15 protein-coding genes are annotated in these 14,186 nt (G+C 72.4%); 9 read left to right on the top strand and 6 right to left on the bottom strand.

What is annotated here, in order from left to right:
- Positions 1–38 precede the first annotated feature (38 nt).
- Positions 39–1,076 (bottom strand): MBL fold metallo-hydrolase, encoded by a 1,038-nt coding sequence (locus ACZ3II_RS16835; protein WP_465518561.1) that lies wholly within the window; start codon positions 1,074–1,076, stop codon positions 39–41.
- Between the two features lie 245 nt (positions 1,077–1,321).
- On the opposite strand from ACZ3II_RS16835, the gene ACZ3II_RS16830 reads away from it, so the two are divergent.
- A complete protein-coding gene (locus ACZ3II_RS16830) occupies positions 1,322–1,999 on the top strand; it encodes a hypothetical protein (protein ID WP_465518560.1) in 678 nt (225 codons plus the stop codon).
- A 199-nt stretch (positions 2,000–2,198) separates the two neighbouring features.
- On the opposite strand, the gene ACZ3II_RS16825 is transcribed toward ACZ3II_RS16830, so the two are convergent.
- Both ACZ3II_RS16825 and ACZ3II_RS16820 read right to left on the bottom strand, forming a co-directional pair.
- Entirely contained in the window at positions 2,199–3,707 is a 1,509-nt protein-coding gene (locus tag ACZ3II_RS16825) for an aldehyde dehydrogenase family protein (RefSeq protein WP_465518559.1), read from the bottom strand.
- 98 nt (positions 3,708–3,805) lie between these two features.
- The gene (locus ACZ3II_RS16820; protein ID WP_465518558.1) at positions 3,806–4,540 is read right to left on the bottom strand and encodes an SDR family oxidoreductase; all 735 of its coding nucleotides are present in this window, start codon (positions 4,538–4,540) and stop codon (positions 3,806–3,808) included.
- Between the two features lie 48 nt (positions 4,541–4,588).
- On the opposite strand from ACZ3II_RS16820, the gene ACZ3II_RS16815 reads away from it, so the two are divergent.
- Genes ACZ3II_RS16815 through ACZ3II_RS16800 form a run of 4 tightly spaced genes read left to right on the top strand, consistent with a single transcriptional unit; the run spans position 4,589 to position 7,886 of the window.
- Complete coding sequence (locus ACZ3II_RS16815) at positions 4,589–5,326, top strand: enoyl-CoA hydratase family protein (RefSeq protein WP_465518557.1); 738 nt, start codon at positions 4,589–4,591, stop codon at positions 5,324–5,326.
- Positions 5,327–5,329: 3 nt separating this feature from the next.
- On the top strand, positions 5,330–6,151 hold the full coding sequence (locus tag ACZ3II_RS16810) for a CoA transferase subunit A (RefSeq protein WP_465518556.1): 822 nt from the start codon (positions 5,330–5,332) through the stop codon (positions 6,149–6,151).
- The gene (locus ACZ3II_RS16805) at positions 6,148–6,840 is read left to right on the top strand and encodes a CoA-transferase subunit beta (RefSeq protein ID WP_465518555.1); all 693 of its coding nucleotides are present in this window, start codon (positions 6,148–6,150) and stop codon (positions 6,838–6,840) included. Before ACZ3II_RS16810 ends, ACZ3II_RS16805 begins: the two co-directional genes overlap by 4 nt.
- Positions 6,837–7,886: an NAD(P)H-dependent flavin oxidoreductase gene (locus ACZ3II_RS16800; protein WP_465518554.1), complete on the top strand. Its 1,050-nt coding sequence runs from the start codon at positions 6,837–6,839 to the stop codon at positions 7,884–7,886. The genes ACZ3II_RS16805 and ACZ3II_RS16800 overlap by 4 nt, the downstream gene beginning before the upstream one ends.
- Here the strand turns inward: ACZ3II_RS16800 and ACZ3II_RS16795 are convergent.
- Positions 7,870–8,991, bottom strand: a complete 1,122-nt coding sequence (locus ACZ3II_RS16795; RefSeq protein ID WP_465518553.1) for an acetyl-CoA C-acetyltransferase — start codon at positions 8,989–8,991, stop codon at positions 7,870–7,872. The two genes, ACZ3II_RS16800 and ACZ3II_RS16795, sit on opposite strands and share 17 nt — an antisense overlap.
- A gap of 64 nt (positions 8,992–9,055) precedes the next feature.
- Here ACZ3II_RS16795 and ACZ3II_RS16790 point away from each other — a divergent pair, with 64 nt between their 5' ends.
- The 4 genes from ACZ3II_RS16790 to ACZ3II_RS16775 all read left to right on the top strand — a co-directional run bounded on the left by ACZ3II_RS16790 (position 9,056) and on the right by ACZ3II_RS16775 (position 12,508).
- A complete protein-coding gene (locus ACZ3II_RS16790) occupies positions 9,056–10,189 on the top strand; it encodes an acyl-CoA dehydrogenase family protein (RefSeq protein WP_465518552.1) in 1,134 nt (377 codons plus the stop codon).
- A gap of 9 nt (positions 10,190–10,198) precedes the next feature.
- Positions 10,199–11,101, top strand: a complete 903-nt coding sequence (locus ACZ3II_RS16785; protein ID WP_465518551.1) for an acyl-CoA dehydrogenase family protein — start codon at positions 10,199–10,201, stop codon at positions 11,099–11,101.
- Entirely contained in the window at positions 11,102–11,962 is an 861-nt protein-coding gene (locus ACZ3II_RS16780; RefSeq protein WP_465518550.1) for a TIGR03619 family F420-dependent LLM class oxidoreductase, read from the top strand. It begins immediately after the preceding gene.
- Between the two features lie 84 nt (positions 11,963–12,046).
- Positions 12,047–12,508: a hypothetical protein gene (locus ACZ3II_RS16775; RefSeq protein ID WP_465518549.1), complete on the top strand. Its 462-nt coding sequence runs from the start codon at positions 12,047–12,049 to the stop codon at positions 12,506–12,508.
- Between the two features lie 57 nt (positions 12,509–12,565).
- Here the strand turns inward: ACZ3II_RS16775 and ACZ3II_RS16770 are convergent, their stop codons facing one another.
- Both ACZ3II_RS16770 and ACZ3II_RS16765 read right to left on the bottom strand, forming a co-directional pair.
- Positions 12,566–13,060 carry a hypothetical protein gene (locus ACZ3II_RS16770; protein WP_465518548.1) on the bottom strand — a complete coding sequence of 165 codons (495 nt, stop codon included), beginning with the start codon at positions 13,058–13,060 and terminating at the stop codon, positions 12,566–12,568.
- A 117-nt stretch (positions 13,061–13,177) separates the two neighbouring features.
- Complete coding sequence (locus ACZ3II_RS16765; protein ID WP_465518547.1) at positions 13,178–14,155, bottom strand: alcohol dehydrogenase catalytic domain-containing protein; 978 nt, start codon at positions 14,153–14,155, stop codon at positions 13,178–13,180.
- Positions 14,156–14,186: the final 31 nt, after the last annotated feature.

Raw genomic sequence — 14,186 nt, 5'->3', positions numbered from 1 at the left:
ACCCGGCGTGTTGGGTTCGGGCGCGCATGGCGGCCGAACTACACACGGGTGGTGGGGACCAGGAGCGGGGTGCCGTCGGCGTCGGTCTTGTGGGTGAGGTCGCCGGAGCGGACCAGCAGCTCCACGTGGGCGGCGGTCTCAGCGACCGCGCCGACCAGCATCGGGCCGATCTCCGCCCACGGCCGGGACCAGGTCAGCTCCCCCGCGACCTGCCACACGGTGGCGGCGCCGAGCCGGTCCACGGCGGCCAGGATCTCCCGGCACCGCTCCCGGTGGTGCTCGCTCAGTTCGGCGGCGCGGGCGGCGATGCCGTGGAACCGGTACTCGTGGCCGGGCAGGGCCTCGCACTCGTCGTACCCGGCGACCTTGTCGAGGGACTCCAGGTACTGCCCGAGCGGGTCGTCACCGCCGCTGATCTGCAGGCCGATGTTCGGGCTGATCCGCGGCAGCACGTGGTCGCCGGTGAGCAGCATCCCCGCGTCGCCGTCGAGCAGGCACAGGTGGCCGGGGGTGTGCCCGGGTGTCCAGATCGCCCGCAGGCGGCGGCCGGCCAGCGGCACGAGGTCGCCGTCGTTCAGCATCACGTCGGCTTCGGCGAGCGGGGCGAACAGTGTGCCGACGGCCGCGCCGAACGCGCTGAGCAGCCCGCCGATCCGCTCCTCCGGCACCTGGAACTGCCGCAGGTAGCCGCCCAGGGCCACCTCCGGCTCGGCCGCCCGGTCCTGCAGCATCGCCCGGTGTTCGGCGGGGTGCATGGCCACCCAGGCGCCGGAGGCGTCGCGCAGCCGTGCGGTGAGCCCGTGATGGTCCGGGTGCACGTGGGTGAGCACCACGCCGGTCACGTCGGCGGCGGTCGCCCCGGCCGCGGCCAGCCCGGCGGTGAGCGCGTCCCAGCCGGCGTCGCTGTCCCAGCCGGGGTCGACCACGACCAGGCCGTCGTCGCCGGGAATGAGGTAGCTGAGGGTGTAGCGCAGCGGATTGTTCGGGATCGGCACCGGGACGGACACCATGCCGGCGGCGAGCTTCTCCACCGGCGGCAGCGTCTTCGCCCGCCAGGCGGCCTGCTGAACGTTCACCCGAACCCCTTTCCTAGACGGTCACCGTCTAGGAAAGCGACCATATCGTGAACGGCCATCGTTCAGCAATCATCCGGGCGGGCGACAGGGTTGCGCTCGACAAGGAGTCACCCGTAAACTAGTGAACCGTCAAGTGCAAGACGAGCAAAACCCCGGCGGCATGCCCACGAGGGGCAGAGGCGGACCGGGGTCTTCACCGAAGAAATTAGCACATCCGCGGACCAGGAAATCCCAGGTGACAGGCGATGCTGCCGGACCAGCTGATCGATCTCGAGCGGGGGCTGTCCCCCGAGCGGCTCACGCCGTACCGGCAGGCGTGTCACGGTGATCTCGCGGCCGCCATCGTGCTGTACCGGTGGAACGCCGACCTCTCCGCCGCTCTCAGCGCCACCCTCGGGCACGTGGAGGTCCGCCTGCGCAACGCCATGCACCAGGAGCTCACCTCCTGGTCGGCGTTGCGGCACGGTGAGCCGAGGTGGTTCCTCTCCCCGGGGAGAACGTTCTTTCCACCCGAGCTCCAGGACATCGCCAAGGCCCGCCGGCGCGCCACCCGCGACGGGCGCGCCGAGACGCCCGGGCAGGTGATCGCCGAGCTGAGCCTGGGGTTCTGGAAATACCTGCTGGCCCGCCGCTACGACCGCGGCCTCTGGCACCCCTGCCTGCACCGGGCCTTCTCCCGGCAGCCCCGGCCGCTGGTGTTCACCGCCGTCGACCGGATGCACGCCGCCCGCAACCGGATCGCCCACCACGAGCCGATGTTCAACCGCCCGGTGCTCGCCCTGCGCGACACCGCCCTCCGGGTCGTGGAGTGGATCTGCCCGGTGACCCGGGAGTGGATCGAGGCCGACTGCCGGGTGCCCGAGATCCTCGCCGCCCGCCCCCGGCTGGTTGTCAGGGTTGTCTCAGCGCTGAGACAACCCTGACAACCAGCCGGGGGGTGACCGTGACGTGCATGCATGGCCCGCACCCGTGGGACGGCAGTGAGGGAGCGCCTGCCGGGGCCGCCGCGAGGCACGGGGCTTTGCGTGGCCCGTACCAAAGCATGGTTTGAGAGAAGCCCCGCAGACCTCGCGTGTGTATTTCGGCCGTCATGTGCGCCCGAAGTACACACGCGGGGTGGGGTTACATCATCTCGTCGGTGGTGGGGATGAGGACGGTCTTCAGCTCGGTGTAGGCGTCGATGGAGGTGCGGCCGCCCTCGCGGCCCAGCCCGGACTGGCCGAAACCACCGAAGGCCACGTGCGGCTCCAGCTGGTAGCCGTTGACGCCCACGGTGCCCGCCCGCACCGCCTTCGTCAGGCGGAACGCGCGCTTCACGTCGCTGGTCCAGACCGTGGCGGCCAGGCCGTAACTGGTGTCGTTGGCCAGGCGCACCGCCTCGTCCTCGTCGGTGAACGGCACCACCGCCAGCACCGGGCCGAAGATCTCCTCACGGGCGATCGTCGCGTCGTTCGACACGTCGGCGAAGACGGTGGGCTGCACGAAGTTGCCGGCCGCCAGCTCACCGTCGGGACGGCCGCCGCCGCAGACCAGGCGGGCGCCCTCGGCCCGGCCGCTCTCGATGTACCCGAGGACGCGGGCCAGCTGCCGTTCGTTGATCAGCGGCGAGGCGGTGGTCTCCGGGTGGAACGGGTCACCGTAGTTGACCAGGGCGGCCATTCCCTCGCAGACGGCCAGGAAGTCGTCGTAGACGTCCCGGTGCACCAGCGCCCGGGTGTGCGCGACACACGCCTGGCCGGACAGCCCGAGGGTGACGGTGCCCATCGTGGTGGCGGCGGCCGCGTACACGTCGGCGTCCGGGAAGACCAGCGACGGGCTCTTGCCGCCCAGTTCCAGGCTGGTGCGCTTGACACCGTTCGCGGCGGCGGCCAGGACCTTGCGGCCCACGCCACGGCTGCCGGTGAAAGTGATCTTGTCGACCAGCGGGTGGTTGATCAGGGCGTCGCCGGTGGGCTCGCCGGGGCCGGTGACCACGTTCAGCACGCCCGGCGGCAGGCCCGCCTCCTCGACGATCCGGGCCAGCCGCAGCGCCGAGAACGTGGCGAACTCGCTCGGCTTCAGCACCACGGTGCAACCGGCGGCGAGGGCTGGTGCGAGTTTCTGGGCGGCCAGCAGCAGCGGGCCGTTCCACGGGATGATCGCGGCGACCACGCCGACCGGCTCGCGCAGGGTGAACACCAGGTGGTCGCCGCCCTGGTAACCGGGCAGGGTCTCGCCGGCCAGCTTGTCGACCCACCCCGCGTGGTGGTCGAAGACGTCGGCGACGCACTCGACCGACATCGCGTACGTCTCGCCGAACGTGACCGGCACGCCGTTGTCCAGCGCGACCAGGGCCTGCAGCTCCACGGCGTGCTCGCGGATCGCGTCGGCGATCCGGCGCAGGACCCGGATGCGTTCCTTGGCCCGGGCACGCGGCCACGGCCCCTCGTCGAACGCGGCCCGGGCGGCCCGGACGGCGGCGTCCACATCGGCGGGAGCGGCGACGGCGAACGTGCCGACCTCCTCGGCGGTGGCCGGGTGGTGGTGGGCCCAGGTGCGGCAGTCAGCGGCGGGACGCCAGCCGCCGTCGATCAGCAGCTCACCGCCCGCCAGGCCGACCTCGTCGCGTTTCGCCTTGATCGAGAGCACCACGCCGAACCTCCCGCCTCGGGTCCGGCCGGCCCGGACGGCTGTCTCAGCGGCGCTGAGACAGCCGTGACGACCAGCCGGGGTCAGATTTGAAACACGTTCTATTCCTGCGCACGGTACGCCGTGTCCCGGAGGTCCGCCAGATACGCGGGCCACTCGCCGCCGCCGTGCACGGCCAGAGAGGCGCCGCTGATGTAGCCGGCCAGCGGCGAGGCGAGCAGCAGGCAGGCGCCGGCCACCTCCTCGGCGGTGGCGCCGCGGCCCATCGGGACGGTCCGCGCGACGGCCGGAGCGGAGTCCCCGTCCCCCGAGACCGGGCCGACGACCAGGCTGTTCACCCGGACCTTCGGGGCCCACTCGGCGGCCAGGCTGGTGGCCAGGTGGTGCAGGCCGGCCTTGGCGGCGCCGTAGGCGGCGGTGCCGGGCGACGGGCGGGTGCCGCTGACACTGCCGATCATCAGGATGACGCCGCCGGTGGACTGCTCCCGCATCACCAGGTTGGCCGCCTGCGAGACGTGCAGCGGGGCGATCAGGTTCAGCTCGATCACCTTCGCGTGCAGCCGTGGCGACGCGGTGTCGGCGGGCACCTCGGGGCTGCCGCCGGCGTTGTTGATCAGCACGTCGAGACGCCCGAACCGGTCGACCGCCGCCGCGACGAGCGCGCCGGCCTGCGCAGGGTCCCGGACGTCGGCTTGAAAGGCATCAGGTGCCGGGGTACGGGCACAGACCAGCACCGAAGCGCCCGCCCGGCGGAACGAGCGAGCGATGGCCGCGCCGATGCCGCGGGTGCCGCCGGTGACGACCACGGCCCGGCCGGTGAAGTCGAGGGGGTCCATGACGGTCGATGCTAGCCACCCAAGCAAGCGCTAGGTTAGCCTGCCGACGTGGGGATCGATCTGCACCGGGGCGCGATCGCTGAGGTGGTCGTCGACTTTCCGCCGGTCAACGCGCTGCCGGCGGCGGGCTGGCACGCGCTCGCCGACGCCGTGGACGAGGCCGGCGCCGACCCGCGGACCCGGGCGGTGGTGCTCGCCGCCGAGGGCCGGGGCTTCTGTGCGGGCGTCGACATCAAGGAGATGCAGCGCACCGCGGGACACGAGGCGCTGCTCGCGGCGAACCGGGGCTGCGCGGCGGCGTTCGCTGCCGTCTACGACTGCCCGGTGCCGGTGATCGCCGCGGTGCACGGCTACTGCCTGGGCGGCGGGGTCGGGCTGGCCGGCACCGCCGACCTGGTGGTGGCCTCGGACGACGCCACGTTCGCGCTGCCCGAGGTGGATCGCGGCGCGCTCGGGGCGGCCACCCACCTGGCCCGCCTCGTGCCGCACCAGCTGATGCGGACCATGGTCTACACCTGCCGGCCGGTCACGGCGTGGGAGCTGCACCGGTTCGGGACGGTCCTCGAGGTGGTGCCGGCGGCTGGGCTGCGGCGGGCGGCGCGGCGGGTCGCGGAGCAGATCGCCGCCAAGGATCCGCTGGTCATCCGGCGGGCCAAGGAGTCGCTGAACGGGATCGACCCGGTCGACGTGAAGCGGTCCTACCGGTTCGAGCAGGGGTTCACCTTCGAACTCGATCTGAACGGGGCCGGCGACCGGGCCCGGCAGCGGTTCCTGGAGGAGCGGTGAGTCGTGGACAAGGTCGTGAGCATCGAGGACGCCGTCGCTGAGGTCCGCGACGGGATGACCGTCGGGATCGGCGGCTGGGGTTCGCGGCGCAAGCCGATGGCGCTGGTCCGGGCGCTGGTCCGGGCCGGGCGGCGGGATCTGACCCTGGTGAGTTACGGCGGGCCGGACGTGGGGATCCTGGTGGCGGCCGGGTGCGTGCGCCGGGTGGTCACCGGTTTCGTGTCCCTGGACAGCATTCCGCTCGAACCGCATTTCCGCCGGGCCCGCAGCGACGGCACGATCCGATTGACCGAGTACGACGAGGGCATGCTCCACTGGGGACTCCTCGCGGCCGCCCACCGGCTGCCGTTCCTGCCGATCCGGGCCGGGCTCGGCTCCGACGTGATGCGGGTGAATCCGGGGCTGCGGACGATCCGCTCCCCCTATCCCGACGACACCGAACTCGTCGCGATGCCGGCGATCAGGCTTGATGTCGCGTTCGTTCACCTGAACCGGGCCGACACCCACGGCAACGGCCGCTATCTCGGGCCGGACCCGTATTTCGACGACCTGTTCTGCCTGGCCGCGAAACGCCGCTTCCTCACCTGCGAACGCCTCGAGACGGACCTGTTCGGCAGTGGCCCGCCGCAGACGCTGCTGCTCAACAGATCGATGGTGGACGGTGTCACGGAAACCCCGAACGGCGCCCATTTCACTAGTTGCGTCCCCGATTACGGGCGCGACGAGGCGTTCCAGCGGGAGTACGCGAACACCGAGTGGGAGACGTTCCGGGCCCGCTATCTCGACGGCGACGAAGCCGGCTATCAGCAGGCGGTGGGGCGGTGACCCGGGCCGAGGTCTGTGTGGTCGCGTGCGCCGAGGCGTGGCGCGGCGACGGCGCGATCCTGGCGAGCTTCGCCGGGCTCGTCCCGCGGCTCGGCGCCCGGCTGGCCCAGCTCACGTTCGCCCCGGAGCTGCTGGTCACCGACGGGGAGGCGACCCTGCTGCGCGACGACGAGCCGGAGGGGTGGCTGCCGTTCCGGGCGGTGTTCACGATGGTCGCGGCCGGCGCCCGGCACGTGATGATGGGGGCGAGTCAGCTCGACCGGTTCGGCAATTCCAACATCTCCTGCGTCGGGCCCTGGGAACGCCCGAGATCGCAGCTGCTGTGTGTGCGCGGGGCGCCCGGGAACACCGTGAACCATCCGGTCAGCTACTGGATCCCGCGCCATTCCCCGCGCGTCTTCGTCGAGCACGTCGACATGGTCTCCGGGGTCGGGCACGACCGGAACGCCCACGAGATCCGCCGGGTCGTCACCGATCTGGCGGTGCTCGATTTCGCGACCCCGGACCGTTCGATGCGGCTGCGATCGGTTCATCCCGGCGTGACCGTCGACGAGGTCGTGGCCGCCACCGGATTTCCGCTGACCGTTCCGGCGGACGTGCCGTCGACCCGTGAACCGGCCGACGCCGAACGGAAACTGATCCGGGAGCATCTCGACCCGGCCGGGCAACGGGAACGGGAGATCGGATGAGAACGGCGCTCACCGCGATGCTCGGCTGCCGGCACCCGATCGTGCAGACCGGAATGGGTTACGTCGCCGGCGCGCGGCTCGTCACCGCCGTCACCGAGGCCGGCGGATTCGGCATCGTCGCCGCCGCCACCATGTCCCTCGACCGGTTGCGCGACACCATTCGGGAGATAAGGACGAGAACCGATGGACCGTTCGGGGTGAACGTACGGGCGGACGCCCCCGACGCGGGCGAACGCATCGACCTGCTGATCCGGGAACAGGTCCGGCTCGCCTCGTTCGCCCTCGCCCCGAACCGCGACCTGATCCGCCGCTGCGCCGACGGCGGGCTGCTGACCATGCCGTCGGTGGGCGCCCGCCGGCACGCCGAGAAGGTCGCCGCCTGGGGCGTGGACGCGGTGCTCGTGCAGGGCGGCGAGGGCGGCGGGCACACCGGGCCGGTCCCGACGTCGCTGCTGGTCCCGCAGGTGGTGGACGCGGTCGGGATCCCGGTGGTGGCGGCCGGCGGCTACTTCGACGGGCGCGGGCTCCTGGCGGCGCTGGCGTACGGGGCGGCCGGGATCGCGATGGGCACCCGGTTCCTGCTGACCTCCGACAGCCCGGTCGGTGAGCGGGTGAAACGGCTCTACCTCGACGCGCCCGTCACCGGGACGGTGGTGACCACCCGGGTGGACGGTGTGCCGCACCGGGTGCTGCGTACCCCGTACATCGCGGGGTTGGAGAAATCGGGAAGCGTGCGCGCGCTGATCGGAGCAGCCCGGCACGCCGTCGCGTTCCGGCGTCTCGCCGGCCTCTCCTGGCCGCAGCTCGTGCGGGCCGGACGCGCGGCGCGGCACGGGCGGGAGCTGAGCTGGGCGCAGACGCTGATGGCCGCCGGCACGCCGGTGCTGCTGCGCACGGCGATGGTGGAGGGGCGGCCGGAGTACGGGGTGATGTCGGCCGGGCAGGTCGCCGGGCTGATCGACGACCTGCCGTCCTGCGCCGAGCTGATCGACCGGATCATGAAGGAGGCCTCGGACGGGCTGGATCGGCTCACAGCCGTTCGATGATCGTGACGTTGGCCTGGCCGCCGCCCTCGCACATGGTCTGCAGGCCGTACCGTCCGCCGGATCGCTCCAGCTCGTGCAGCAACGACACCATCAGGCGGGCGCCGGTCGCGCCGAGCGGGTGGCCGAGGGCGATCGCGCCGCCGTTGACGTTGACCCGGGCGGGATCGGCGCCGGTCTCCCGCAGCCAGGCCAGGACGACGCTGGCGAAGGCCTCGTTGACCTCGAAACGGTCGATGTCGCCGACGGTCAGGCCGGTACGGCGGAGGGCGTGGGCGGTGGCGGGGATCGGGGCGGTGAGCATGAGGATCGGATCGTCGCCGCGGGCGGAGAGGTGATGGATCCTCGCGCGGGGCCGGAGGCCGTGGTCGCGGACGGCCTGTTCCCCGGCGATCAGCAGGGCGGCGGCTCCGTCGGCGATCTGGCTGGCCATGGCGGCCGTGGTTCTCCCACCGTCGCGCAGCGTGCGCAGTTGGGACATTTTCCCGGCGCTCGTGTCACGCCTAGGGCACTCGTCGTCCCCGCCATCACAGATCTCAAGCCCAAATGCTCGATTCATCACGGCTTTCAAGGCTTTTTCGTGACTTGAGAGAGCGAAAATCTCCATCTCCTCACGCGACAACGCCCACCTGACCGCAATCTCGTCCGCACTGGCAAACTGACTGACTTCCGCTGATCTATACCGACTCATCCATCCTTGGGAGCCCCGGTACGGGCCGGCCGGCGCCATCGCGCTACTGATCGGAACCTGGCTCATACTCTGCACTCCCCCGGCCACGACCAGATCAGCGGTCCCACTCATCACCGCCTGCGCCGCGAAGTGCACCGCCTGCTGCGACGACCCACACTGCCGGTCCACCGTCACGCCGGGAACATGTTCCGGCAGACCGGCCGCCAGCCAGGCCGTCCGCGCGATGTCCCCCGACTGCGGCCCGACCGTGTCGACACACCCGAGGATCACATCGTCGACCGCGGCCGGATCCACCCCCGTGCGTTCGATCAGGGCGTTCAGCACCCCACCGGCCAGATCCGCCGGATGGGTCGCCGCGTGCATCCCGTCCCGGCGGCCCACAGCGGTACGCACCGCGCCCACCAGATAAGCCTCCACCGTTGACGCCTCCCCGCCCCATCGTGATAGAACGTGTTCTAACTTACCGGGATCGAGGTGCGCTGTGCACGTCGGATACTCACCCGAGCAGGAGAAGCTCCGCGCCTCGCTGCGGGACTACTTCGCCACCCTGATGACGCCCGCCCTGCGCGCCGGCATCGAGGACGGCGCCGGCGAGTACGGCGACGGCGCCGCCTACAAGCAGGTGGTCCGGCAGCTCGGGCGGGACGGCTGGCTGGCCCTCGACGGCAGGTCCCGGCTCGACCAGCTGATCTTCGCCGACGAGGCGGCCCTGGCCGGGGTGCCGGTGCCGTTCCTGACCCTCTACACGGTCGGCCCGACCATCGCCCGGCACGGCTCCGAGGAGATGAAGGCCGCCCTGTTGCCGAGGATCGAGGCGGGCGAGGCGCACTTCGCGATCGGTTACTCGGAACCGTCCGCCGGCACCGACCTGGCCGCGCTGCGGACCCGGGCGGTCCGCGACGGCGACGAGTACGTGATCAACGGCCAGAAGATGTGGACCAGCCTGATCCAGTACGCCGACTACGTGTGGCTGGCCTGCCGCACCGATCCGGACGCGCCCCGCCACCACGGCCTGTCGATCCTGATCGTGCCGACCGACGCGCCCGGCTTCTCCTGGACCCCGGTCCGCACCGTGGCCGGCCCGTCCACCAGCGCCACCTACTACGACGACGTCCGGGTCCCGGCGTCCGCCCTGGTCGGTGCGGAGAACCAGGGCTGGCGGCTGATCACCGACCAGCTCAACCACGAGCGGGTCGCGCTCACCTCGGCCGCGCCGCTGCAACGCGCGCTGCGGGAGGTCCGGGCCTGGGCCGCCGCCAGCGGCCGGATCGAACACGAGTGGGTGCGCCTGCACCTGGCCCGGGTGCACGCGAAGACCGAGGCGCTGAAGCTGTTCAACTGGCGGGCCTGCGTCGCCGACGACTCCCCGGTGGCGCCGCGGGCGTCGGCCGGGAAGGTGTACGGCACGGAGCTGGCGATCGAGGCGTACCGGCTGCTCATGGAGATCATCGGCCCGGCCGCCACGATCCGGGCCGGCTCGCCGGGCGCGGTCCTCGCCGGCCGGATCGAGCGGATGTACCGGTCGTCGCTGATCCTCACCTTCGGCGGCGGGACCAACGAGGTGCAGCGCGACATCATCGCGGCCGGGGCGCTCGGCCTGCCGGTCAAGCGTTAGGGGCGGACAGTGGATTTCACGCTCAGTGGTGAGGCACGGGAGCTGGCCCGCCTGACCCGGGATCTCGCCGCGTCCGGCCGCCCGCTGTGGCCGGCGCTGGCCGAGGCCGGGGTCCTCGCCGCGGCCCTGCCGAAACGCGCCGGCGGGGAGGGCTACGGCCTGCCGGAGCAGTGCGCGGTCCTGATCGAGCTGGGCCGGCACGCCGCCACCGTGCCCTACCTGCCGTCGATCGTCGGGGCGGCCTCGGCGATCGCCCGGTTCGGCGCCGACGAGCAGGTCACCGAGTGGGCCGTCCCGGCCGGCCGGGGCGAGCTGACACTGACCGTGGCCGGCGCCGCCTCCACCCCGGCCGCCACCGGGGCGGCGCTGGTCCTGGAGCCGGTGGACGACGAGATCGCCCTGCTCCGGCCGCGGGTGCAGCCGCAGGAGGTGTCCGGCAGCCCCGGCGCCGGGCGGGTGCTGGGGCTGCCCGGCGGGGCGCCGCGGATCCCCGGGGCCGCGTGGCTGCGCGCCCGGATGACCGTCGGCGCCTGCGCCACCCAGCTCGGCATCGTCGAACGGGCGCTGGAGATGACCGCCGCCTACGCCCGGGAGCGGGTCCAGTTCGGCCGCCCGATCGGCTCGTTCCAGGCGGTGTCGCAGCGGCTCGCCGACGCGTGGATCGACGTGGAGGCGTTGCGGCTGGCCCTGTGGCAGGCGGTGTGCACGCCGGAACCGGCGGAGATCGCCACCGCCGGGTTCTGGGCCGCCGAGGCCGGGCACCGGGTCCTGCACGCCGCGGTCCACGTGCACGGCGGCGTCGGGATCGACATGGACCATCCGCTGCACCCCTACGTCCTGGCCGCCGAGTACCACGAGTTCCTGCTCGGCGGCGCCACCACCCAACTGCTCGACCTGGCCGAGGTGTTGTGAGTGAAGTTCACAGTGGGAATCGCGCTGAGCCCGCTCGATCAGCTGACCGAGCTGGCCCGGACCGCTGAGGAGTGCGGGTTCGCGTCGATCGCGCTGCCGGACTCGCTGTTCTATTCCGAGCACGTGTCGGCGGATTACCCGTACACGCCGGACGGCAGCCGTTTCTGGAACGCCGACACGCCCTGGCCGGACCCGATGGTCGCGGCCGGCGCGATGGGCGCGGTCACCTCGCGGATCCGGTTCTACACGCAGGTCCTCAAACTCGATCCGCGGAATCCGCTGCTGCTGGCCCGGCAGGTCGGGTCGGTGGCGGTGCTGACCGGCAACCGGTTCGGTCTCGGGGTCGGGCTCGGCTGGTCGCCGGAGGAGTCGCACTGGTGCGGTGCGCCGTTCCGGGACCGCGGGGCCCGCGCCGACGAGGCGATCGAGGTGCTGCGGCGGGTGCTGGCCGGCGGCATGACCGAGTTCCACGGCAGGCATTTCTCGTTCGAGAAGCTGCAGATGAGCCCGGCCCCGTCCGCGCCGGTGCCGTTCTACGTGGGCGGGCACTCCGAGCCGGCGCTGCGCCGGGCGGCCCGGATCGGTGACGGCTGGTCGTCGGCGATGATGACGCTCGACGAGCTTCGATCGGCGATCGGCAGGCTGGCGGAGCTGCGGGCCTCGTACGGTCGCTCGGACGTGCCGTTCGAGATCCAGGCCGTCTGCATCGATCAGCGGGGCCTCGACGGTTTCCGGCGGCAGGCCGACATCGGTGTCACGGACGCGATCGTCATGCCGTGGCGCGACCCCGGCGCCCCGCTCCAGGAGAAGCGCGACGCCCTGAAACGGTTCGCGGAGAGGTTCATCGTCCCACTGAGCTGACGTTCGCCAGCCGTCGCTCAGGCGGGTTTCCCGCCGCCGAAAACCGGTCCCGGCGACGGCCGGCGATCGGCTACCGTCGGCCGGGTGAGCGGAATCCCCTTCTTCGCCGACGGGCCCGCGCCGGGCGCCGACCTCAGCCTGTTCGGCCGGTTCACCGGTTCCTGGGCGCTCGACTGCACCGAGTACGAGCCGGACGGGAGCACCACGGTCCGGCGCGGCGAGTGGCACTTCGGGTATGCCCTCGGCGGCCACGCCACCACCGACGTCTGGATCCTGCCCGGCGTCGAGCACGGCGTCAGCGTCCGCTTCCCCGACCCGTCCGCCGGGCCCGGCGTGTGGCGCTCCACCTGGGTCGGCCCGGGCCGCCGCCGCGTGCACACGTTCCTGGCCGAACCCACCGCCGACGGCATCGTCCTGGACGGCGGCGACCTCCGCTGGACCTTCTCCGACCTGCGGCCGGACACGTTCCGGTGGCGCAACGAGGCGCGCGTCCCCGACGGATCCTGGCGTCTCCAGCAGGCTTTCACCGTCTGGCGAAACCCCTGATTCGGTACGGTCCACGGCCCCACAACCGCTCCCGGGAGTTCACGGGAGACAACCCGGTCACCGGACGGCAGCGCTCAGGAACCGGTCCGCTGACGTGCGTACCCGCTGCTCGTACCGCGCCGACAGCCACCCGGCGACCGGGAAGAACACCAGCCCGATCCAGGCCCACCACACGAGGGTGACCGCCAGCCAGACCGACAGCACGGTGAACGCCCCGAACAGGATCACATGCGTGACCGTGCCCGCCCGGCGCCGCTGCCACCGCCGGGCCAGGCGGATCGCCGCCTCCCGCAGTCGCGGGTCCTCCGGCGGTTCCGCCCGGGAGACGGCCCGCACCACCGTCTCCTGTTCCGCGTCGGTGAGGTCGCCGAACACGCGCCGCTCCGACGCTCGCATCAGCGGCCACAGCACCAGCCCGATCAGCACGCCGCCGGCCACATGGACGACGGCCTGGGTGACGGTGCGCGGCCCGTCCGCCACGAAGACGTACGAGAACCCGGCCCACATCAGCCCGATGATCAGGCAACGGCTCCACTGTGGCCGGCGTTTCATCCGCGCTCCCCGTCGTTCGTGAAACCCCCGGCTGGTTCTCAGGACTGTCTCGCGCGCCCGGAGACAGCCCTGAGAACCAGCCGGGGGTTTACCCGCGAACCGGGTGCACTCAATCGTTCAGCCGAAGACGACGACGGCGCGGCCGGTGAGGGAGCCGGCAGCGAGTTTCGCGTACGCCTGCTCGATCTCACCGAAGGCGAACTCCTCGACCTGATTGCGGATCAGACCGGCGCGGGCCAGCCCGATCACGTCCTGCGCGTCGGCGATCGACGAGCCCTGGAAGGTGAACACCTCGCCGTCGCGGGGCAGCGCCGAGAACCACGGCCGGGTGAGCCGGCCGCCGGCCGAGCCGATCAGCCCGTACGCGCCGCCGGTGCCGACCGCCGCGATCCCGGCCGCGATCGTCTCGTCGGTTCCGACGAAGTCGAGCACCACGTCCGCCTCGATCGCGTCGGCGGCGGAGGCGGCGACGTGCGCGCCGATCGACTGTGCGTAGTCACGGCGGGCCGGTGACGGGTCGATCGCGACGACGGTGGCGGCGGTGAGGATCCGCAGGAACTGGACGGCGAACGCGCCGAGCCCGCCCGCGCCGATCACCGCCGCGGTGCCGCCGGGACCGATCCGGGGCAGGGCCCGCCGGACCGCGTGGTAGGCGGTCGCGCCCGCGTCGGTGAGCGGCCCGGCGTGCCGTGGGTCCAGGTCGCCGAGGGGCAGCAGGGCCCGTGGATCGTCGACCAGCACGTAGGGCGCCAGGCCGCCGTCGCGTCCGTACCCCCGCCCGGCGAGCCCGGCGGGGCATCCGCTGTCCCGGCCGCGTACGCAGTACCGGCACGTCCCGCAGGAGGCCGGGGAGACCAGCGCGACGGGTTCGCCGGTGTCCACCCGCCAGCCCGCCGTCTCGTGACCGAGCGTGAACGGCATCCGCCAGCCGAGCGCCTCGCCGGCGGCGGCCGGGATGTGCGGCATGGTCAGGTCGGACCGGCACAGCCCGCACCCGGCGACCCGCACCAGCACCTGGCCGGGTCCCGGCGACGGCTGTTCCACGTCGACAGTGCGCGGCGGTGTCGCCCAGTCCGTCATCCGATATGCCAGCACGCTCCCCAGAGTGGAACTTGTTATCACGGCT

It is taken from the genome of Actinoplanes sp. NPDC019969, from assembly GCF_055562375.1.
Note: the sequence above shows the minus strand (reverse complement) of the source record. Positions and strands in the feature narration are given on the sequence as shown.